We start from the raw sequence: 21,032 nt of genomic DNA, 5'->3' as shown, positions 1-21,032 counted from the left end.
TATTTTGATTTGATGGATATGAGCTGTCCCGCGGCAGGCCGCCGGACAGGGACCGAGAACCCGGAGGAAAGGGCATGAGTCGTACCCTGAACATTGCAGTCTATTTCGATTTTATCTGTCCCTGGTGCCTCATCGGCAAGCGCCAGCTGGAGCAGGCCCTGGCCCGGCTGCGGGTCGAGCGGCCCGAGGTGCGGGTCGCCGTGAGCTGGCGCGGGGTGCAGTTGCTGCCCTATCTGCCGGTGCAGGGGGAGGACTTCAACAGCTTCTATCAGCATCGCCTCGGCTCTGCGCAGGCGGTGCGGCTGCGCCAGGCCCAGGTGCAGCAGGCCGCGGCCAGCGTCGGGCTCAGCCTGGACTTTGGCAACATTCCCCGCATGCCGAACACGGCCGACGCCCATCGACTGTGGCAGCGTGCCAGCCAGCTGGGCACGGCGGCGCAGCAGGAGGCGCTGCTGGAGCAACTCTTTGTGGCCCACTTCCAGCGGGGCGCCGATCTGGGGGATGGCGCCACCCTGCTGGGCCTGGCCGAGGCGGCCGGTTTCTCATCCGCCGCGCTGGTGAGCAGCCTGCAGGGGGATGGGGCTCCCTTCCTGTGCGACGTCGCCGGGGCGGCCAGCCAGGGGGTGCCGAGCTTCGTCATCGACGAGGCCCTGACCCTGTCCGGGGCGCAGCCCGCCGAGCAACTGCTGGCCGCGCTGCACCAGGCGCTGGCGCGGCAAGCGCCGGCCTGCGGGCGGCGCATCGCCGTGCCGGCCGAGCGGGTGCCCGCGCCGGGCAAGCGGGCGCTGATCGAGGCGCAAGGCAAGAGCCTGGCGCTGTTCAATATCGACGGCCAGTTCCACGCCATCGATGACAGCTGTCCCCACCAGGGGGCCTCCCTGTGCGGGGGCCGGCTGGAGGGAGCGGTGATCCAGTGCTGCGCCCACGGCCTGCGCTTCAACCTGCACACCGGCTATCTGCTCAACTCGGATCAGCTCAGGGTCGGCCGTTATCCGGTCGAGCAGGAGGGTGAGAGCCTGTTTATCGTCATCGAACCGCAGGAGTCGATCCCATGCACACCCTGACCATGACAGATCGCTATCAGCGGGTGCGCGAACTGGTGCCCGGCATGGCGGTCAGCATCACGGTCGCGGCCGCCGCGACCTTCCTGTCCGAACACTACGGCGCCCCCGTGCTGCTGTTTGCCCTGCTGCTCGGCATGGGGCTCAACTTCCTCTCCGCCGAAGGGAGCTGCAAGGCGGGCATCGAGTTCACGGCGCGCAGCGTGCTGCGCATCGGGGTCGCCCTGCTCGGCATGCGCATCACCCTCGGCCAGATAGCCGAGCTGGGCTGGATGCCGGTGCTGCTGGTGGTCACCCTGGTGGTGGTCACCATAGGACTCTCGGTGGTGGCGGCCAAGCTGATGGGGTTCCAGCGCCTGTTCGGCATGCTGACCGGGGGGGCCACCGCCATCTGCGGCGCCTCCGCCGCCCTGGCCCTGGCCGCGTCCCTGCCCAACCATCCACAGAAGGAGCGGGCCACCCTGTTCACCGTGATCGGGGTCTCGGTGCTCTCGACCCTGGCGATGATCCTCTACCCGATGATCGCCCGCTTCTTCGAGCTGACGCCGGTGGAGTCCGGGGTCTTCCTCGGCGCCACCATCCACGACGTCGCCCAGGTGGTGGGGGCCGGCTACAGCATGTCCACCGAGACCGGGGACGTGGCGACCGTGGTCAAGCTGATGCGGGTCGCCATGCTGCTGCCGGTGATAGTGGTGGCCGCCATGATCACCCGTATGCAGGGGGCGGATCCCGCCTCCGGCAAGCGTCCGCCGCTGCTGCCCCTGTTCGCCGTCGGCTTCCTGGTGCTGGCCTGCATCAACAGCACCGGCTGGGTGCCCGCCGTGGTGCAGGGGGGGACCAACGATCTGTCGCGCTGGTGTCTGGTCATCGCCATCAGCGCCATCGGCATGAAGACGCAGCTCAAGGAGCTGGCCAGGGTGGGCATCAAGCCGATCCTGCTGATGGTGGGGGAGACCGCCTTCCTCGCCGCCCTGGTCCTGCTGCTGATGCACTGGGGCATCAAGCCTTAGGAAGGCCATGGATGCCGAATCAAAAAAACAGCCATAAAACGAACGCGCCCCTGTGGCCAACGGACTAGCCAGAGAGCAGAGAGGTAGTTATGAACAAGCTTTATCCCAGCGCCCAGGCCGCCCTGAGCGGCCTGGTGCAGGACGACATCACCATAGCCTCGGGGGGCTTCGGCCTGTGCGGCATCCCCGAGCGGCTCATCGAGGCGCTGAAGGGGAGCGGCAAGGGCGGCTTCACCATCATCAGCAACAACTGCGGGGTGGATGACTTCGGGTTGGGGCCGCTGCTCCACAGCCGCCAGATAAAGAAGATGATCTCCTCTTACGTGGGGGGCAACAAGGAGTTCGAGCGCCAGTATCTCGCGGGGGAACTTGAGCTTGAGTTCACCCCCCAGGGGACGCTCGCCGAGAAGCTCAGAGCCGGCGGCGCCGGCATCCCGGCCTTCTTCACCCGCACCGGCTACGGCACGCTCATCGCTGAGGGCAAGGAGACCCGCCAGTTCGACGGCGAGTGGTATGTGATGGAGCACGCCCTGACCGCCGACATCGCGCTGATCAAGGGCGCCAAGGCCGACAAGGCGGGCAACCTGATGTTCAACAAGACGGCCCGCAACTTCAACCCGCTCTGTGCCAAGGCGGGGCGGGTCTGCGTCGCCGAGGTGGAGGAGATAGTCGAGGTGGGGGAGCTGGCCCCGGACGACATTCACCTGCCCGGCATCTATGTACAGCGGCTGGTCTTGAACCCCAACCCCGAGAAACGCATCGAAGTGCGCACCGTCATGGAGAAAAACTGACATGCTCTGGACCCGTGAAGAGTTGGCGCAGTACATCCCCCTGGAGCTTCTATTGGCTTTCTTTTTCCAACCGTGCGCAGCGAGGAACTAAATCATGGCCTGGACCCGTGAAGAGATGGCGCAGCGCGCCGCACAGGAGCTGCAAGACGGCTTCTACGTCAACCTGGGGATCGGCCTGCCGACCCTGGTGGCCAACTACATCCCGGACGGCATGGAGGTGTGGCTGCAGAGCGAGAACGGCCTGCTCGGCATAGGCCCCTTCCCGAGCGAGGCCGAGCTGGATCCGGATCTCATCAACGCCGGCAAGCAGACCATCACCACACTGCCCGGCAGCAGCTTCTTCGACAGCGCCGAGAGTTTTGCCATGATCCGCGGCGGCCACATCAACCTGGCCCTGCTCGGGGCCATGCAGGTCTCCGAACGCGGCGATCTCGCGAACTGGATGATCCCGGGCAAGATGGTCAAGGGCATGGGGGGAGCCATGGATCTGGTGGCCGGGGTCAAGCGGGTGGTGGTGCTGATGGAGCACTGCGCCAAGGGAGGCGAGCACAAGATACTGGAGTGGTGCTCCCTGCCGCTGACCGGGGTCGGCGTGGTGGATCGCATCATCAGCGATCTCGCCGTGCTGGATGTGACCCCGAACGGCCTTCGCCTGGTGGAGCTGGCCCCCGGCATCGAGTTCGAGGCGCTGCAAGCCGCCACCGGCTGCGCCATAGCGCGCTGACGCTTAGCCATCCACGGGGAGGGGCGCTCGCCTACTCCCCGCTATTGTTTCTCGCCATCTACGTCTCTTGCCCCTTGGCTATCCTGCACCGACCCGTCGCCTCCCGCTTGTCTCCATCTCCTGTTCCCTTCGCGGCTTTTCTGTCGCCCGGATCTCTGTTCTCAGCTGAACAAGGGCTGTATGGGGCCGGTCGTCGACGAGCGAATCCCGCGCCAGCCGCGGGATGCAGCCGCTGTCACCAAATGAAAAGTGACTGACGTTCAATGGCAAGCGCGCCCCTGGAGCTAGGCCTTACAGTCGGCACTAAGAACACAGAGCGCACTCGGACAAGCGAAACAGGGGGGAGGCAACCGGCCAATGGCCAGCTTGCCAAATCCGGCGAAACGCCCCGGTCAGCGCCATAAAAAAGCCAACGGAAACGGCAACAAAAATAACAAAACGACGACAACACTCGGAGAGACTGTAATGGATTACAAGCACACGAGTCATGGTTGCGGTGCCCTGCGCCTCAGCCTGCTGGCGACGGCCATCGCGGCCGTCCTCATGCCCAGCGTTCAGGCGGTCGAAGTCGACACCCAGAGTGAAGACTGGTCCGTTCGCTTCGACAACACCGGCAAGTTCAACTACGGCATGCGCACCGAGAGTGCCGATGCGCGGATGCTTGCCACCCCGAACAACAACGACGGGGACTACAACTTCAAGGATGCCGGCGACACCGTCACCACCCGCTTCGATCTGCTGACCGAGCTGGATGTGGTGAACAAGGGCAACACCGGCTTTCGCATCAGCGCCGCCAGCTGGTATGACTATGCCTACCGCGACGTCGGCGCTGACGAGAACCCCTTCATCAACGGCAACAGCGCCAGCTCCGGCATCGTCGGGCTGCCCCCGGTGGCGGGCAACCGTCATCTGAGCGACTATGCGGATCGCTACTACCATGGCCCCTCCGGCGAGCTGCTCGATGCCTTCGTGTTCCACAACATGGAAGTGGGTGACGAATCCCTGCTCGGGGTCAAGATAGGCCAGCACAACATCTTCTGGGGGGAAACCCTGCTGAGCCCGGTGCACGCCCTCAGCTATGGCCAGTCCGGCCTGGATCTCGCGAAGCTAGCGGCATCCCCGGGGACGGAAGCGAAAGAGCTGTTCGTGCCCCGCAACCAGATCTCCGCCTCCTTCACCCTGAACCCGGAGTGGACCTTCGCCGCCCAGTACTTCCTGGACTGGAACGCCGCCCGCCTGCCGGAAGCCGGCACCTATTACGGCAGCTCCGATCTGGTGGGCTTCGGTGCCCAGTCCTTCCTGCTGGGTCACACCGGCGGGCCGGGGCTGGCCGGACCGAGCGGCACCCTCAGCAACATTCGCCGGGGGGATGACCTGGAGCCGGGCAAGCACGGCGACTGGGGCATCATGGCCAAGTGGTCCCCCGAGGCGCTGGATGCGACCCTGGGGGCCTTCTACCGCCGTACCGCCGACATCCTGCCCCAGGCGGTGCTCGATGCCCGTGGCATGACCATTCGCGGGGCGGCGCCCCTGCCGGCCGGGGCCGTGCCCAACCTGCGCCAGTCCATCGCCAACACCAGCTACGCCCTGGCCTATGGCGACGACATCGACATCTTTGGCCTCAGCCTCTCCAAGGATGTGGCCGGGGTGAGTGTCGGCAGCGACCTCAACTATCGCCAGCACATGCCCCTCTCCAGCATCCCGGCCCTGCTCAGTGCCACGGGTCCCGGGGGACTGGCCAACGGCTTCGGGATCCCGGCGCCCGTGCTCGGTCCCCGTCATCCGGACACCGGGGTGATCACCGATGGCTCCGATGGCTACAGCGCCACCGGCGATACCCTGCACTGGACCCTCAACGGCCTGATGACCTTCGCGGACACTGCGCTGTTCGACGGCGCCGCCCTGCTCGGGGAACTCTACTACAGCAACCTGCTGAGCCTGGATGACCACAACAAGGCGCTCTACAAGGGAGAAGATAGCTATCAGGGCATCGACAAGCCCACCCGGGACAACTGGGGGCTGGCGGTCAACTTCACCCCGACCTGGTATCAGGTCCTGCCGGGGGTCGACATGAACATGCCGCTCTCGGTGAACTGGGGGCTGGCGGGCATCTCCCCGGTCCAGGCGGGCGGGGCGAAAGACACCGGCAGCTATGCGGTGGGGCTAGGCGCCACCCTCTACAACCAGTACTTCGTCGATCTGAAATACGTGGACTCCTTTGGCAAGTCTGCCGAGTGCAATGACGGTGCCGGGGATGGCGCCACCCCCAATGCCCTCGATGGGGCCCAGCGCAACACCTGTTATGCCGGTGGTTACGCCTCCTTCTCCGGTGGCGGTGCCACCACGGAAGACAGAGGCGCCATCTACCTGACCCTGAAGACCACTTACTGAGTCACCTCAAGCGACCGAGTCGGAGAACGAGATATGACATTCAACAAGACCATGCTGGCCGCCTCTCTCACCCTGGCCCTCGCGGGCCAGGCACTGGCCGCCGTCTCCAGCAGCGAAGCCGCACAGCTGGGCACCAGTCTGACCCAGGTGGGCGCCGAAGCGGCCGCCAATGCCGATGGCAGCATCCCCGCCTACAGCGGGGGCCTGACCACGCCCCCCGCCAGCTTCAAGGCCGGTGACAGCATGCGCCCGGATCCCTATGCGGGTGAGCAGCCGCTTTTGGTCATCACCGGCAAGAATGCGGCCCAATACCAGGGGGCGCTGACCGCCACCACGGCGGAGCTGCTCAAGCGCTTCCCGGACTTCAGGGTGGACCTCTACCCGACCCACCGCAGCGTGGCGCTGCCACAGGCGGTGCTGGACAACACCAGGAAGAACGCGCTCAGCGCCACCACCCTGGCGGGGGGCATGGCGGTGGACAAGGTGCTGCCGGGCATTCCCTTCCCCATCCCCAAGAGCGGGGCCGAGGCGATGTGGAACTTCCTGCTGCGCTACCAGGGGGTGAACATCGCCACCAAGTACGACTCCTGGAACGTGGACGCCGCCGGCACGGCGGCCCTCTCCACCACGGGGCAGGCCTTCATCAACTACGCCATCTACGAGGACATGGCCAAGCCCATCTCGGCCAAGGACACCTACTACCAGATGAAGCTCCATTACACGGGCCCGGCCCGTCGCGCCGGCGAGGCCATCATGCTGCGCGATGCCGCCAACCCCCTGGAGCAGCCGCGCAAGGCCTGGCAGTACCTGCCTGGCCAGCGCCGGGTCAAGCTGGCACCCAACCTGGCCTACGACACCCCGAACCCGGGTACCTCGGGGGCGGGCACCTATGACGACGTCTTCGTCTTCAACGGGGCGCTGGACAGATTCGACTGGAAGCTGGTGGGCAAGCAGGAAATGATAGTCCCCTACAACACCTATCGGCTGACCTATCAGCCCGATGCCAGGGCACTGACCACCCCCAACTTCCTGTCACCGGATCACGTGCGCTGGGAGAAGCACAGGGTCTGGGTGGTGGAGGGCAACCTCAAGGCCGGTGAGCGCCACATCTACGCCAAACGCCGCTTCTACCTGGACGAAGACAGCTGGGTGGCGCTGGCCTCCGATCAGTACGACGCCCGTGGTCAGCTCTATCGCGGCTCCTTCGCCTTCCTGAGCCAGAGCTACGACAAGCAGACACCGGACGCCACCCCCTTCATGATCTATGACCTGGTGGCGGGCACCTACAACATCAACGGTGTGGTGGGCCCCTACGGCGGCATCAAGTACGGTGCCTCCTTGTCCAAGGCGAAGTGGTCGCCGGAGTCCCTGGCTGGCGCCGGGATCCGCTAGCCGTAACAGGAGTCCGGTTCGTCATTGATGAACCGGACTCCTCGATGTTGGCGTCGGGCGCCTTTTGGCATCCCACCGCCCTCTGAGACAAGGAAGTGGTATGGGTTCATTCAAGACGTTGGCGCCATTGATCTGCTGCGCCCTGCTGATGCAAGGCGCAGGGGTGACAGCCGGGCAGGCGACCGATTATGTGGACGTGCTGGACCTGCCAGCCAAACCGAGCGCGCTGGCCCAGCGCAGCCCACTGCTGGATCTGGCCCGTGCCGGCAGCCGGCTGGTGGCGGTGGGGCAGCGGGGTCACATCCTCTATTCCGACGACGAGGGGCGGCGCTGGCAGCAGGCCAGGGTGCCGGTGAGCTCGGATCTGAACGCCGTCACCTTCCCCACTCCCGAGCAGGGCTGGGCCGTGGGGGGGGATGGGGTGGTGCTGCACAGTCAGGATGGCGGTGCCAGCTGGCAAAAACAGCTGGATGGCCGCCAGATAGGGGAGCTGGTCCTGCGCCATTACTCGGCCCTGGCCCGTGCCGAACCAGGCAGCGAGCTCTGGCCGCAATGGGTGGAAGAGGGTCAGCGCCTGGTGGAGGAGGGGGCCGACAAACCCCTGCTCGACGTCTGGTTTGAGGACGACAAGGTCGGCTACGTGGTCGGGGTCTTCAACCTGATACTGGGCACCCAGGATGGCGGCCTGCACTGGACGCCGATGCAGGATCGCACCGACAACCCGGATGGGCTCCATCTCAATGCCATCACCCGGGCCGGTGACGCCCTCTATCTGGTGGGCGAGCAGGGCCTGCTGCGCAAATGGGAGCCGCAGACGCAGCGCTTCGTTTCACTGCCCAGCCCCTATGACGGCAGCTTCTTCGGCCTTATCGGCCGCCCGGATGAGGTGATCGTCTATGGCCTGCGGGGCCATGTCTATCGCAGCACGGACGGGGGCGAAAACTGGACCCGGCTCGTGAGCCCGCTGCCCATCAGCATCAGCGCCGCTATGCAGGGGGCCGATGGCCAGTTCCGCCTGTTTACCCAGGCCGGCCATATGCTGCTGCAACGGGGCAACGCGCCGCTGACCCTGGCCCCCCTGGCCGAGCCATCGCCGGTGGCGGGCGCCGCCCTGACCGCGGATGGCACCCTGGCGCTGGTGGGCAGCCGCGGGGTGCGCACCCTTGGCGTCAAATAAGGTTTGTCAACGCAGGCCGTCACCGGATGACGGCCCAATAACGATAACGAGGATCCAGACATGGGCCATGTGAAGCAAGATTCGATGCCGGTGATCCGCGAGCTGAGCGCGTTCGACAGGCACTCCGGCAACCTGCTGGAGCGGCTGGTGTTCAACCACAGGGCGCTCTTCATGCTGGCGATGACGCTGGCAACCCTGGTGCTTGGCTACATGGGCGCGACCCGTCTGGCGCTGGCGCCCAGCTTCGAGAAGATGATCCCCCAGAGCCAGCCCTACATCAAAAACTTCCTGGAGAACCGGGACTCCCTGCGTGGCCTCGGCAACTCGGTGCGAGTGGTGGTGGAGAATACCCGGGGGGACATCTTCGACCCCAACTATCTAAGCGTCCTCAAGCGGGTCAATGACGAGCTGTTCCTGACCGAAGGGGTCGACAGGGCCTGGATGAAGTCCCTCTGGAGCCCGGCGGTGCGCTGGACCGAGGTGACCGAGGAGGGCTTCCAGGGCGGGCCCGTGATGCCGGATGCCTATCAGGGTTCGGCCTCTGACATCGAGCAGCTGCGCCAGAACATCAACAGAGCCGGCATAGTCGGCAGCCTGGTGGCGAGCGATTTCAAGTCCAGCATGCTGATAGTGCCCCTGCTGGACAAGGCCTCTGTCACCGGCAAGCCCCTCAATTACCATGACTTCTCCCAGCGCATCGAGGCGCTGCGCAGCCAGATAGAGTTCGCAGGCGCCCCCCATCAGGCGGGGGAGGAGGGGACGGGCCAGTACAAGATCCGGGTGATCGGCTTTGCCAAGCTGGTCGGCGATCTCATCGACGGCCTCATCCAGGTGATCCTCTTCTTCGCCCTGGCGGTGGCGACTTCGCTCCTCATCATCTTCCTCTACACCCGCTGCGTGCGCAGCACCCTGCTGGTGGTGGGCTGCTCCCTGGTCGCCGTGATCTGGCAGCTCGGCATCATCGCCTGGCTCGGCTACGCCATCGACCCTTACTCTGTGCTGGTGCCCTTCCTCATCTTCGCCATCGGGGTCTCCCACGCGGCCCAGAAGATGAATGGCATCATGCAGGACATCGCCCGCGGCACCCACCGCCAGATAGCGGCGCGCTATACCTTCCGCCGCCTCTTCCTCGCCGGGGTCACGGCGCTGCTGGCCGATGCGGTGGGCTTCGCCGTGCTGATGCTGATCGACATCCCCGTCATCCAGGATCTCGCCATCACCGCCAGCATAGGGGTGGCGGTGCTCATCTTCACCTCGCTGCTGCTGATGCCGGTGGCCCTCTCCTATGTGGGGGTGGGCCGCAAGGCGGCCGAGCGAGCGCTCAAGATAGACACCCACGCCGCCGCCAATCAGGGCTTCGGCAGACTCTGGGCACTGCTGGATCGCTGCACCGAGCGCAAGTGGGCCACAGTGGTGGTGATCCTCGGCCTGGCGATGGGCATAGGCGGCTATCTGGTGAGCCTGCAACTCAAGATTGGCGATCTGGACAGCGGCGCCCCCGAGCTTCGCGCGGATTCGCGCTACAACAGGGACAACGCCTACATCACAGGCCACTACGCCCTCTCCAGCGATCTCTTTGCGGTCATGATCAAGACGGCGCCCGAGGGGTGTCTCGACTACCAGACCCTGATCCTGGCCGATCGCCTGGGGTGGGAGTTGCAGCAGCATCCCGGGGTGCAGGCCACGACCTCGCTGGTCAATGCGGTGCGCCAGATCACCGCCGGCACCTATGAGGGCAACCCCAAGCTCGCCAGCATCCAGCGCAACCAGAACGTGCTGAACTATGCCGCCCAGCAGGCCTCGGTCAACAGCCCGGAGCTGTTCAACACCGACTGCTCCCTGATGCCGGTGATAGCCTACTTGAAAGATCACAAGGCCGAGACCCTGAGCGGCGTGGTGGCCATCGCCGAGCGGTTTGCCCGGGAGAACAGCACGGCGGATCGCCAGTTCCTGCTGGCCGCAGGCAGTGCCGGCATAGAGGCCGCAACCAACATGGTGGTGCACGAGGCCAACCGCACCATGCTGCTCTACGTCTATCTGGCGGTGACCCTGTTCTGCCTCATCACCTTCCGTAGCTGGCGGGCGACCGTGGTGGCGCTGGTGCCCCTGATGCTCACCTCTGTGCTGTGCGAGGCGCTGATGGTATTCATGGGCATAGGCGTCAAGGTGGCGACCCTGCCGGTGATTGCGCTGGGGGTCGGCATAGGGGTGGACTACGCCCTCTACCTGCTGAGCGTGCAGCTGCACCATCAGCGCCAGGGCATGTCACTGGTGGATGCCTATCGCCAGGCCGTGGCCTTCACCGGCCGGGTGGTAGGGCTGGTGGGCATCACCCTGGCCGCCGGTGTGGTGGCCTGGGTCTGGTCCCCCATCAAGTTCCAGGCCGACATGGGCATACTGCTCACCTTCATGTTCCTGTGGAACATGCTGGGGGCTCTGATAGGGGTGCCGGCGCTCTCCTACTTCCTGCTTTCCGGGACTAAGGCGGTGCCTGCCCAGGCGCGGGAGCGGCAGGAGGGGGATGCCAAAGAGGGGGGCAAGCCCTGCCGGACCCCGGTGGGGGCCGACGTCAGTTAGCCAGAGCCGCCACACACGGAAACGAAAAAAGAGAAGGGAGGCGCCATGCCTCCCTTCTCTCGTCTGGCGAATGGCGCCGGTGCTCAGCCGTAGGCGAGGCCGGCGCGTGCGGGCTGGGCCACCTTGGGCACGCCCTTGTGGCGGGAGCGCCAGGTAGCCGGCGGCATGCCGAACTGGGCGCTGAACCAGCGGGTGAAGGAGCTCGGCATGGAGTAGCCCAGCATGTCGGCGATGTGGCCCAGCGAGTAGCCGGAGTTTTGCAGGTAGCGCATCACCAGATCCCGGCGAACGTCGTTGACCAGCTCGCTGAAGGTGGCGCCGCTCTCTTCCAGATGGCGCTGCAGGGTGCGCACGTTCATTCCCAGGGTGCGGGCTATCTGCTCTATGGTGGCGCGCCCCATGGGCAGCAGCAGGTAGATGGCCTTGCGCACGTCCGTCATCAGGGATTGCTGGGTCTCCACCAGCAGGGTGTCGAGATACTGGCGGGCATGACGGGCCATGGCCTGGTTGGCCAGGGGGTTCGGAATGTCCAGATCGGCTGCCTGGCAGACAATGCCGTTGAACTCGCTGCCAAACTCCAGCTTACAGCCGAACAGCCGCTTGTGGATGGAGAGATCCGCCGGCGCGTCATGGGTGAAGTTGACGCTGATGGGATGCCAGTTGGCGCCGACCCCGACCTGGGCCGCACAGAAGCGATACATGACGCCGACAGCCAGCTCGGTGGCCTGGCGCGAGGGCATGGGGGCGTCCGTGATGATCTCCTCGCGAATGATCACCGCCTTGCCCGCCTCCTCGATGAAGATGGCCAGGGCATTATTGAACAGGTGAATGTACTGCACTATGACCTGCAAGGCCTCGCGCAGGTTGGGCTGATAGCTCAGCAGCAGGCTGACCTCGCCAAAGTCCGACAGCTGGCGATGCTCCGCCATGCGCAGACCCAGGCTCTGGCAGTTTCCGGTACGGGCGGACAGCTCGAGCAGGTTGACTATGGTGGAGACGGGGATGCGCTGATTGGGCACATCCAGAATGGAGGCGCTGAGGCCGGCTTGCGACAACAAGCTGGGGGTATTGAGGCCCAGTTGGCGGGCAACATCGAGATAGTTGGTGAGGGTGGCGGCTCTGGCAAGGAGGGTCATGATGCAATTCCCATGGCGACAGCTCATCTGCTGGTTGCTTGTTGTTAACTGGTTTTTATCATTTCGTTTACAAATTGGAAAGTGCTTATTAACTGATCTATTAGTCGCAGGTGCCATGTGATGACCCTGCCTGCCAGCCCGTCTCATGGCCTTTCGAGTCCGACTCTCTCCTGCCCCGTGGCGCTCATGGCGCCAGGTGGCTGTCATATAAAGACAACTCCATGGCATCCAAGGTAAAGCAGCCGGGGGCCTGGCACCTTACTGTGGTCTTGATGTCATCCGGCCGTCGCCGGAGCGCCTGAACAGGGGGAGAGAGATGAAGGCATTTCAGCCCGAGGCCACAGTACTGATAGTGCCCGGCCTGCGTGACCATGTGGCGGATCACTGGCAGACCCTGCTCGCCGAGGGGCTTGAGAAGGTGGTGACAGTGCCGCCTTTGACCTCGGACAAGCTGAGCTGCCAGGCCAGGGTCGAGGCCATAACGCAGGCGCTGGCGCGCATCCAGGGCCCGGTGATCCTGGTGGCTCACAGTGCCGGGGTGCTGATGCTGGCTCACTGGGTGGCGCAGCAAGGCGCTGCCCGCCATCGCCACCCCATCCGGGGCGCCCTGCTGGTGACGCCGCCGGATCTGGATGCCAGCTGGCCATCCCATTACCCGAGCCCGGAGGCCATGCAGGCCGGAGGTTGGCACCCGCTGCCCCGCATGAAGATGCCGTTCCCGAGCCTGGTGGTGATGAGCCACAACGATCCCCTGGCGAGCCCGGCGGCCGTGCGTGCCCTGGCCCTGGACTGGGGGAGCGAGCTGGTGGACGCCGGGGCCGTGGGACACCTCAACCCGGCGAGTGGATTTGGCCCCTGGCCCCAGGCCGAGGCCTTGCTCGGGCGTCTCGACGCCCGCTAACCCCATTGCGAGGGAGGGATGCCTCCCTGCGCCCAGACACGAATCGGAAGGAGTCCGTATGGTGAAGACAAGGATCATACCGCCAGCCCAGGGAGCCCATGCCTATCCCTTGCTGATCAAGAGCCTGCTGCTGTCCGGGGTGCGCCAGCACCCGGGCCGGGAAATCGTCTACGCAGATCGGCTGCGCTATGACTATCGCACCCTCAACCAGCGCATCCAGCGCCTCGCCAACCTGCTGACGGCCTCTGGCATAGGGCCGGGGGACACGGTCGCCCTGCTGGACTGGGACAGCCACCGCTCCCTCGAATGCTTCTTCGCCGTGCCCATGATAGGCGCCGTGCTGCACACGGTGAACGTGCGCCTCTCGCCGGAGCAGATCGCCTTCACCATGCACCACGCCGAGGATCATCTGGTGCTGGTCCATGACGACTTCCTGCCCATGCTGGAGAGCATTCAGGAGAAGCTACCCACGGTGCGCGGCTATATCCGGCTGACCGATGGGGAGCTGCCCTCCACCACACTGCCCCTGCTCGGGGAGTACGAGACGCTGCTGGCCGGGTCGGACGACCAGTTCGATTTCCCCGATTTTGACGAGAATTCGGTGGCGACCCTGTTCTACACCACGGGCACCACTGGGGATCCCAAGGGGGTCTACTTCAGCCACCGCCAGCTGGTGCTGCATACCCTCAACGAACTGGGCACCCTGGCGGCCCATGCGGGCCAGTCCCTGCTCTGCTCAGACGACGTCTACATGCCCATCACCCCCATGTTCCACGTCCATGCCTGGGGCGTCCCCTATGTGGCGACCATGCTGGGGGTGAAGCAGGTCTATCCGGGGCGCTACGAGCCGGACAAGCTGGTACGGCTCTATCGCGACGAGGGGGTGAGCTTCTCCCACTGCGTGCCGACCATATTGCAGATGATCCTCGACTGCGAGGAGGCGGCAAAGACCTCCCTTGCTGGCTGGAAGATGCTGCTGGGGGGCAGTGCGCTGCCGCTTGGGCTGGCGACCCAGGCCCATCGCCAGGGGATACTGGTGCACGCCGGTTACGGCATGTCGGAGACCTGCCCGCTGCTGTGTGTGGTGCACCTGGCTCCCGAGGAGCTGGCGCTGCCCATGGCCGAGCAACTGCCGCTGCGGATCCGCACCGGCAAGCCCATCGGGCTGGTGGACTTGCGCATCATAGATGAGCAGGGCCGGGCGCTGGCCCACGATGGCCAGACCATGGGGGAGATAGTGGTGCGTGCTCCCTGGCTGGCCCAGGGCTACCTGAAAGAGCCGGGCAAGGGGGCCGAGCTCTGGGAGGGGGGCTGGCTGCACACGGGGGACATGGCCTCCATCACCCCGGACGGCACGGTCGAGATCAAGGATCGCATCAAGGATGTGATCAAGACAGGGGGCGAGTGGATAAGCTCCCTGGCGCTGGAGAGTCTCATCAGCGCTCACTCTTCCGTCCATGCGGTGGCCGTGATCGGGGTGCCGGACCCGCAGTGGGGGGAGCGCCCTCTGGCCCTGGTGGTCGGCAAGGAGGGGGCACATCTGGATGCGCAGGACATCAAGGCCCACCTGCAGGGATTCGTCGACAGTGGTCGCATCAATCGCTGGGCCATACCGCGCCAGATCCGCATAGTGCAGGAGATCCCCAAGACCAGTGTCGGCAAGGTGAACAAGAAGCTGATCCGGGAGCGTGAATGCTATCCGGCGGTGGAGAAGTGAGGCCGCCGTCATAGATCCAGGGGACGGCCTCTCAGTCATCCCTACTGTCTGAGGGGCCTTGTTGGCCGGGCTGCCATGGCTTGACTACGATAACTGAGTTATCACACAAGAGGCGTGCGCCATGAACAGAACCCAGATTCATCTCGTTGATGAAGAGGTGGATTTTCCGTCCAGTGAACAGTTGGTTTCCACCACGGATCTGCAGGGGGTCATTACTTATGCCAATGACCACTTCTGCCGGGTGGCGGGATACAGCAGGGCAGAGATGATAGGCCAGCACCACAACATGGTGCGCCATCCCGACATGCCCAAGGCGGCCTTCGCCGATCTCTGGGGCAAGCTGAAGCAGGGCAAGCCCTGGCGCGGCATGGTGAAGAATCGCTGCAAGGATGGTCGCTACTACTGGGTGGATGCCTATGTCACCCCTATCTTCGAGCAGGGGCGGATCAGCGGCTATCAGTCGGTGCGCAACCGGGCCGAGCCCGGGATGAAGGCCGTCGCCGCCCGCACCTACGGGCGATTGCGGGCGGTGGAGCGGGGGGAGCGCAAGGCGGGCCTGAGCCTGCGCCCCGTCCGCCATGGGCTGGCCATCGCCGGGCTCCTGCTGATGCTGGCGGCGAGCGTCTATCTGACGGGGCCCCTGGGGGCCCTGTTCATGCTGCTGCCCCTCTTGTGGCTCGGCCTCCTCTATCGTCACACCCTCATCACCACCCCCCGTTACCTGAGCCAGCTGGGCGAGGAGTACGACAGCCTGACCCGGCTCATCTACTCGGGGGATGAACCCAGCGCCATCGCCGATTTCCACATCAAGCTGCTGCAGGCCAGGATCCGCACCGTGCTCGGGCGGGTGGACGATGCCACCCTCTCCCTGCAGGATCTGGCGGTCCATCTCAAGACCGCCTCCAGCGAGACGAGCGCCGACATCGCCGAGCAGGACATCCAGACCCAGCAGGTGGCGACCGCCATCACTGAGATGGCGGCGACGGCCCACGAGATAGCCCGCAACATCCAGGAGACTGACAACCAGATTGCCCAGGCCAAGGTACATTGCCAACACACCAATCAGCAGCTGGAGGATACCCAGCACAGGGTCACCGAGCTGGCCACCCAGGCGGAGCACGCCTTCACGTCGGCGGTGGCGCTGGCGGAGGAGTCGGATCGCATCGGGGTCCTGATGAACGAGATCCAGGGCATAGCGGATCAGACCAATCTGCTGGCCCTCAATGCCGCCATAGAGGCAGCCCGGGCGGGAGAGCAGGGGCGCGGTTTCGCCGTGGTGGCGGACGAGGTGCGCACCCTCTCAACCCGGACCCACAAGGCGACCGAGCAGATCCAGGGCAGCATAGGGCAGATCCAGCGCACCCTGAATGGCTGGAAGGGGATGATGCAGCAGAACCTGGAGCAGACCCAGTCCTGCGTGACCCTGACCCGGCAGGGCTCACAGAGCCTGCATCAGGTACTGGCCGAGATAGAGCGGGTGGTGGATCTGTCGACCCAGATCTCGGCGGCGGCGGAGGAGCAGCAGGCGGTGGTGGAGGACATCAGCCGAAACGTCAACGCCATCTCCCAGCACTCCCACACCAACAGCAACAAGATGCACGACATGGATGCCTCGAGCGACATACTGCTCACCAAGGCGCGCCAGCTCAAATCCCTGGGGCAGACCTTCGGCTGACGCCCGCGTCGTGCAGGCACAAGATGACAACAAGGCCACCCCGGGGTGGCCTTGTTGCATGAGCGCGTCCTGTGGAGGCGTGGCCTATGCCGCCGTCAGCTCGTCTGCTCCGCCAGCGCAATGAAGCCGCCGCTCTTGTCGCAATACATGGCCCTGTCCGCCTGGATGAGCCATTGTTCCGGGCTCCAGCCACTCTGGTAGTGGCTGACCCCTATGCTGATCCCGACCTGCATGGCCTGGCCATTGACCACGAAGGGGGCCCGCATGGCGTGCCGGATCACCTCGGTCACATCCTGCGCCTGGGAGCAACTGTAACCGGGCAGCAGCAGGATGAATTCATCCCCCGCCAGCCGGGCAAAATAGCACTGGTGACCGATGGCGTCATGGAGCCGGTTGGCCAGCTGGCAGAGGATGGCATCTCCCTGGCTGTGGCCGAAGTTGTCATTGATGCGCTTGAAGTCATCGAGATCGCAAAACAGCAGGCAGCCGGGATCCTCGAGCTGCACTTGCTCCTGCAACTGCTCCATCAGGCTAAGGCGATTGGGCAGGCCGGTGAGAGGATCTATGCGGGCCAGCTGCAGTATCTCCTGCTCGCGCAACTTGCGCAGTGTCACTTCCCGATTGAGCCGCTTGTTGCTGACCAGCAGATAGAGGGAGAGCAGCAGGATGAGGGCGCCGACCCCCAGGCTCAGCAAGAACCAGGGGCGCCAGAAGATCCACTGCGCTGAGGGGGCCTGATAGAGAAAACGGGTCAGCGGCACCGCCCTCGGGACCAGGCCTATCTCGACCAGCTGCTGCATGATGTGGGCGAAGCGATCCGGATTCATATACCCGATCTCCACATAGAGCGGCTGTATCATCTCCTTGCTCATCTGCAGCTCGTACTCCATGTGGGCCTGACTGCGGTTGACGGCATACTCCTTGCGCAGCAGGTCGATGGCCTCGGTCGGGTGGGCGAGGGCGTAGCGCCACCCCTTGAGGCTGGCGGCCCGAAACTTTGCCACCCGCTCCGGGTTGGTGCGCTCCTCGTTCTGGGTGGTGAACAGGATGTCGCTGTAAAAATCGATGCCGTAGTTGCGGGGGTTGATGACGGAGACAGAGACGCCGTGCTCCTCCAGATAGAAGGGCTCGTTGCTGAGATAGGCGTTGAAGATGTCGATCTTGCCGGTGATCAGATCGTCTATGTTGACCGAGGTGGGCACAGGGATGAGCTGGCGTTCGTGCAGCCCCTGATAGTAGAGGGTGGCGAGCAGCTCGGCATCCTGATGGCCGGGAAACATCATGATCCGTTTGCCACGCATGTCCGCAACGGTGAGAATGCCGCTGTCGCGACGGGCGAGGAAGATGGAGGGGGAGTGCTGATAGACGCAGGCGAGCGCCAATAGGGGTTCGCCATTGACGTAGCTGGTGAGCACCTCTGTGTTGCCGACGCCAAAGTCGGCGCGCCCGCTCAGCACTTCCTGTACCGGGCTTATCCCCTTGCCGCCCGGCCTTATCTCGACATCCAGTCCGGCATCGGCATAGAACCCCTTCGCCTTGGCCATGTGATAGCCCACGAACTGGGGTTGATGCAGCCAGCGCAACTGCAAGACGACCCGATCCGGAGGCTCATGGGGACGGTCACTTGCCAGGACAGGGGAAGCGTAACTGGCGCCAAGCAATAGCAGCCAAAACAAGTATCTCTTCATCCGTGCGATTCTTGTGCTGAGGATCCATGGGGTGGCCAGCAGGCCCGCATTCAACTTGTTAACAATCCATATTCTAAAGGGTTATAGATGTACCGGATACAATTGCAGCACAAAGATTTCATGGTGATCAACAAGGGCCCAGGCCTTGGCATGCATGACGAGGGCGGTGAGCCCGGGCTCGTCAACCGGCTGCGCACCGAGACCGGCTTGACACTCTACCCCGTTCATCGCCTCGACAAGATGACCTCGGGGCTGGTGCTGCTGGCGCGGACCCCGGAGGCGAACAGGGCTCTCAGCATGGCCTTTGCCGCCCGGGAGGTGAGCAAGCAGTATCTGGCCCTCTCGGACCGCAAGCCGAAGAAGAAGCAGGGCTGGGTCAAGGGGGACATGGAGAAAGGGCGTGGCGGCAGCTGGATGCTGGCCCGCACCCAGGAGAACCCGGCCATCAGCTGGTTCGACTCCGTCTCGGTGCGAGAGGGGCTGCGGCTCTATCGCATCAAGCCCAAGACCGGCAAGACCCACCAGATCCGGGTTGCCTTGAAAAGCATTGGCGCCCCCATCCTCGGGGACGAGCGCTACGGTGGCACGGCCGCCGATCGCGGCTATCTGCACGCCTGGCGCCTGCAGTTTACCCTGGCGGGGGAGGCCTTCGATCTTGTCTGCCCGCCGGATGAGGGGGAGCTGTTCCTCCTGCCCGAGCTGCACGCCGCAATCGCGGGATTGAGCGAATGACAAGCTCCCGCGGGGCGCCCAGCGCGGGCTGGATCCTGGCCGACTTTGACGACACCCTGGCGCCGGGGGACAGCCACGCCGGCCTGCTGCGCTTCATCCTGCGCCAGCGCCGCTGGCCGCTCCTGCTGCTGCCGGTGATCGCACTGGGTGGCCTGGTGTATCTGGTGCCCCGCCTGCGGCGTCAGGGAATTTCGCTTATCTGGTGGGCCATCACCCTGGGGCTCTCGCCGCTGGGTTGGCGCCAGCTGGTGCGGGCCTATTGCCACACCCGGCCCGGGCTGTTTCGGGAGGCCCGCTCCCTGCTGATGGCCGAAAGGGCGCGCTGCTGGGTCATCTCCGCCAGCCCCCGGGCTTTGGTCCGGGCCCAGCTCCATCGACAACTGCCACGGCTTCCCCATCGCATCACAGGCTCGCGAATGGGCTATCGCCTCGGTGGCCTGGTGCCGCGTTTTTATTGCCACGGCCGGCACAAGATCCAGCCCGAGATCCGCGCCCTCAGGGTGACGCTGGCCTTGAGTGACAGCCTGCACGACTTGCCGCTGCTGGCGCTGGGGCAGCAGGCCTGGTTCATCAACCCGACCGCCCGCAGGTTGCAACAGGCCAGGGGCCACCTGCCCCATCTCGAGGTGAAAAACTGGCACCTGTAAGGCAAAGCTGACAGCCCGGCGGAGCGCCGTGGGGCTGTCCGCAAGGCTCAGGCTGCAATGTCACAATCTATTTACATCTTCTGACGGCGGTCCTCGCCAAACTATCTGAAACCCGCCTCTTCTCTTCTGCCCCGCCCCTGCCTCTAATGAAACAAGTTATTAACAATGCCGTCTGGGCTGCCTGTCGAGCCTTGTCGGCGTGACTCGTTTCGTTATCAGTCCATCGCAAGGAGCGCATCATGACGACCTCTTCTTCCCCTTCCCACAGCATCAATCCCCTCGGCACCGACGGGTTCGAATTCGTCGAGTACACGGCCCCGGATCTCAAGGGCATTGCCGCCCTCAAGGCGCTGTTTGTGTCGCTCGGGTTTGCCGAGGTAGCCAGGCACAAGCACAAGCAGTGCTGGCTCTACCGCCAGGGGGACATCAATTTCGTGGTCAACGCCGAGCCCCACTCCCAGGCGGAGCAGTTCGCCAGCTTGCACGGGCCCAGCGTCTGCGGCATGGCATTTCGGGTGAGCGACGCGGGCCGTGCCCAGCAGTACGCCATCGCCAAGGGGGCCAAGCCCTTCGTCGGCAAGATAGGGCCCATGGAGCTCAACATCCCCGCCATCTACGGCATAGGCGAGAGCACCCTCTCCTTTGTGGACCGCTACGGCGAGCAGGGCTCCATCTACGACGTGGACTTCGTCTTCTATCCCGACTGGCAGACGCGCATGGCCGAAGTGGATGCGGGGCTCTATGAGATCGATCACCTGACCCACAACGTCCAGCGCGGCAACATGGACCTCTGGTCCAATTTCTACGAGCGGATCGGCAACTTCCGGGAAATTCGCTACTTCGACATCGAAGGCAAGCTGACCGGGCTGCATTCCCGCGCCATGACGGCCCCCTGCAGCAAGATCCGCATCCCCATCAATGAATCCTCCGACGACAAGTCCCAGATAGAGGAGTACCTGCGCCAGTACAAGGGGGAGGGGATACAGCACATAGCCCTGGCCTCCAGCGACATCTACCAGACCATCCGCACCCTGCGTGGTCGCGGCACCGGTTTTATGCCGACCCCGGACACCTACTATGAGAAGGTGAACAGCCGGGTGGAGGGGCATCAGGAGGATCTGGAGGCGCTCAAGGCGCTGCGTATCCTGATCGACGGCTCGCCCACCAAGGACGGCATTCTGCTGCAGATCTTCACCGACACCGTCATAGGCCCGGTATTCTTCGAAATCATCCAGCGCAAGGGCAACGAGGGCTTCGGCGAGGGCAACTTCCAGGCACTGTTCGAATCCATTGAACTGGATCAGATCCGTCGTGGGGTGCTGAGCGGGGCCGAGCAGGGCGAGAAGAAGGGGGAGCCGAGCGATGCGTAACGGGATGCGAGCTCGTCGGTCGGTATCTATTTCATACGAGGTA

General features: G+C 64.6%; 16 protein-coding genes. 14 read left to right on the top strand and 2 right to left on the bottom strand.

The features are described 5' to 3' along the window. Positions 1-74: 74 nt before the first annotated feature. The 8 genes from OC537_RS08235 (at position 75) to OC537_RS08200 (ending at position 11,123) form a co-directional block, all read left to right on the top strand. Positions 75-1,064 carry a DsbA family protein gene (locus OC537_RS08235; RefSeq protein WP_197720888.1) on the top strand — a complete coding sequence of 330 codons (990 nt, stop codon included), beginning with the start codon at positions 75-77 and terminating at the stop codon, positions 1,062-1,064. After that, on the top strand, positions 1,052-2,071 hold the full coding sequence (locus OC537_RS08230; protein ID WP_262110734.1) for a YeiH family protein: 1,020 nt from the start codon (positions 1,052-1,054) through the stop codon (positions 2,069-2,071). Before OC537_RS08235 ends, OC537_RS08230 begins: the two co-directional genes overlap by 13 nt. 89 nt (positions 2,072-2,160) lie before the next feature. Further along, positions 2,161-2,862 (top strand): CoA transferase subunit A, encoded by a 702-nt coding sequence (locus tag OC537_RS08225; RefSeq protein WP_262110733.1) that lies wholly within the window; start codon positions 2,161-2,163, stop codon positions 2,860-2,862. Between the two features lie 94 nt (positions 2,863-2,956). Beyond that, positions 2,957-3,586: a CoA transferase subunit B gene (locus tag OC537_RS08220; protein ID WP_111911506.1), complete on the top strand. Its 630-nt coding sequence runs from the start codon at positions 2,957-2,959 to the stop codon at positions 3,584-3,586. A gap of 465 nt (positions 3,587-4,051) precedes the next feature. Then, positions 4,052-5,977 carry a DUF1302 domain-containing protein gene (locus tag OC537_RS08215; RefSeq protein WP_262110732.1) on the top strand — a complete coding sequence of 642 codons (1,926 nt, stop codon included), beginning with the start codon at positions 4,052-4,054 and terminating at the stop codon, positions 5,975-5,977. Between the two features lie 33 nt (positions 5,978-6,010). Then, positions 6,011-7,369 carry a DUF1329 domain-containing protein gene (locus tag OC537_RS08210; protein ID WP_262110730.1) on the top strand — a complete coding sequence of 453 codons (1,359 nt, stop codon included), beginning with the start codon at positions 6,011-6,013 and terminating at the stop codon, positions 7,367-7,369. 100 nt (positions 7,370-7,469) lie between these two features. Beyond that, positions 7,470-8,546, top strand: coding sequence for a WD40/YVTN/BNR-like repeat-containing protein (locus OC537_RS08205; RefSeq protein ID WP_262110729.1), 1,077 nt, complete (start codon positions 7,470-7,472; stop codon positions 8,544-8,546). 60 nt (positions 8,547-8,606) lie between these two features. Continuing rightward, complete coding sequence (locus tag OC537_RS08200) at positions 8,607-11,123, top strand: efflux RND transporter permease subunit (RefSeq protein ID WP_262110728.1); 2,517 nt, start codon at positions 8,607-8,609, stop codon at positions 11,121-11,123. 83 nt (positions 11,124-11,206) lie between these two features. Here OC537_RS08200 and OC537_RS08195 read toward each other — a convergent pair whose 3' ends face one another. Further along, positions 11,207-12,259: an AraC family transcriptional regulator gene (locus tag OC537_RS08195; protein WP_106887921.1), complete on the bottom strand. Its 1,053-nt coding sequence runs from the start codon at positions 12,257-12,259 to the stop codon at positions 11,207-11,209. A gap of 316 nt (positions 12,260-12,575) precedes the next feature. Here OC537_RS08195 and OC537_RS08190 point away from each other — a divergent pair, with 316 nt between their 5' ends. The 3 genes from OC537_RS08190 to OC537_RS08180 all read left to right on the top strand — a co-directional run bounded on the left by OC537_RS08190 (position 12,576) and on the right by OC537_RS08180 (position 16,552). After that, entirely contained in the window at positions 12,576-13,160 is a 585-nt protein-coding gene (locus OC537_RS08190; RefSeq protein ID WP_163157143.1) for an RBBP9/YdeN family alpha/beta hydrolase, read from the top strand. A gap of 58 nt (positions 13,161-13,218) precedes the next feature. Continuing rightward, positions 13,219-14,877 carry a fatty acid--CoA ligase gene (locus OC537_RS08185; protein ID WP_262110727.1) on the top strand — a complete coding sequence of 553 codons (1,659 nt, stop codon included), beginning with the start codon at positions 13,219-13,221 and terminating at the stop codon, positions 14,875-14,877. A gap of 121 nt (positions 14,878-14,998) precedes the next feature. Further along, complete coding sequence (locus OC537_RS08180) at positions 14,999-16,552, top strand: methyl-accepting chemotaxis protein (protein WP_262110726.1); 1,554 nt, start codon at positions 14,999-15,001, stop codon at positions 16,550-16,552. Positions 16,553-16,647: 95 nt separating this feature from the next. Here the strand turns inward: OC537_RS08180 and OC537_RS08175 are convergent, their stop codons facing one another. After that, complete coding sequence (locus OC537_RS08175) at positions 16,648-18,240, bottom strand: GGDEF domain-containing protein (RefSeq protein WP_106886519.1); 1,593 nt, start codon at positions 18,238-18,240, stop codon at positions 16,648-16,650. A gap of 87 nt (positions 18,241-18,327) precedes the next feature. Between OC537_RS08175 and OC537_RS08170 the strand changes: the two genes are divergently transcribed. The 3 genes from OC537_RS08170 to hppD all read left to right on the top strand — a co-directional run bounded on the left by OC537_RS08170 (position 18,328) and on the right by hppD (position 20,989). Beyond that, positions 18,328-18,972, top strand: coding sequence for a TIGR01621 family pseudouridine synthase (locus tag OC537_RS08170; protein ID WP_262110725.1), 645 nt, complete (start codon positions 18,328-18,330; stop codon positions 18,970-18,972). Next, positions 18,969-19,619, top strand: a complete 651-nt coding sequence (locus OC537_RS08165; RefSeq protein ID WP_262110724.1) for a haloacid dehalogenase-like hydrolase — start codon at positions 18,969-18,971, stop codon at positions 19,617-19,619. The genes OC537_RS08170 and OC537_RS08165 overlap by 4 nt, the downstream gene beginning before the upstream one ends. Positions 19,620-19,855: 236 nt before the next feature. Further along, entirely contained in the window at positions 19,856-20,989 is a 1,134-nt protein-coding gene (hppD, locus tag OC537_RS08160) for a 4-hydroxyphenylpyruvate dioxygenase (RefSeq protein ID WP_410050464.1), read from the top strand. Positions 20,990-21,032 lie beyond the last annotated feature (43 nt).

This window comes from Aeromonas sp. Marseille-Q5825 (assembly GCF_946892685.1).
GTDB lineage: Bacteria > Pseudomonadota > Gammaproteobacteria > Enterobacterales > Aeromonadaceae > Aeromonas > Aeromonas rivipollensis.
This window is presented reverse-complemented; position numbering and strand designations above follow the sequence as displayed.

Coding starts and splice junctions, on each gene's coding strand:
- OC537_RS08235 (WP_197720888.1), top strand. CDS start 75: ATGAGTCGTACCCTGAACATTGCAGTCTATTTCGATTTTATCTGTCCC.
- OC537_RS08170 (WP_262110725.1), top strand. CDS start 18,328: ATGTACCGGATACAATTGCAGCACAAAGATTTCATGGTGATCAACAAG.
- OC537_RS08190 (WP_163157143.1), top strand. CDS start 12,576: ATGAAGGCATTTCAGCCCGAGGCCACAGTACTGATAGTGCCCGGCCTG.
- OC537_RS08220 (WP_111911506.1), top strand. CDS start 2,957: ATGGCCTGGACCCGTGAAGAGATGGCGCAGCGCGCCGCACAGGAGCTG.
- OC537_RS08225 (WP_262110733.1), top strand. CDS start 2,161: ATGAACAAGCTTTATCCCAGCGCCCAGGCCGCCCTGAGCGGCCTGGTG.
- OC537_RS08175 (WP_106886519.1), bottom strand. CDS start 18,240: ATGAAGAGATACTTGTTTTGGCTGCTATTGCTTGGCGCCAGTTACGCT.
- OC537_RS08180 (WP_262110726.1), top strand. CDS start 14,999: ATGAACAGAACCCAGATTCATCTCGTTGATGAAGAGGTGGATTTTCCG.
- OC537_RS08230 (WP_262110734.1), top strand. CDS start 1,052: ATGCACACCCTGACCATGACAGATCGCTATCAGCGGGTGCGCGAACTG.
- OC537_RS08210 (WP_262110730.1), top strand. CDS start 6,011: ATGACATTCAACAAGACCATGCTGGCCGCCTCTCTCACCCTGGCCCTC.
- OC537_RS08185 (WP_262110727.1), top strand. CDS start 13,219: ATGGTGAAGACAAGGATCATACCGCCAGCCCAGGGAGCCCATGCCTAT.
- OC537_RS08205 (WP_262110729.1), top strand. CDS start 7,470: ATGGGTTCATTCAAGACGTTGGCGCCATTGATCTGCTGCGCCCTGCTG.
- OC537_RS08215 (WP_262110732.1), top strand. CDS start 4,052: ATGGATTACAAGCACACGAGTCATGGTTGCGGTGCCCTGCGCCTCAGC.
- OC537_RS08165 (WP_262110724.1), top strand. CDS start 18,969: ATGACAAGCTCCCGCGGGGCGCCCAGCGCGGGCTGGATCCTGGCCGAC.
- OC537_RS08200 (WP_262110728.1), top strand. CDS start 8,607: ATGGGCCATGTGAAGCAAGATTCGATGCCGGTGATCCGCGAGCTGAGC.
- OC537_RS08195 (WP_106887921.1), bottom strand. CDS start 12,259: ATGACCCTCCTTGCCAGAGCCGCCACCCTCACCAACTATCTCGATGTT.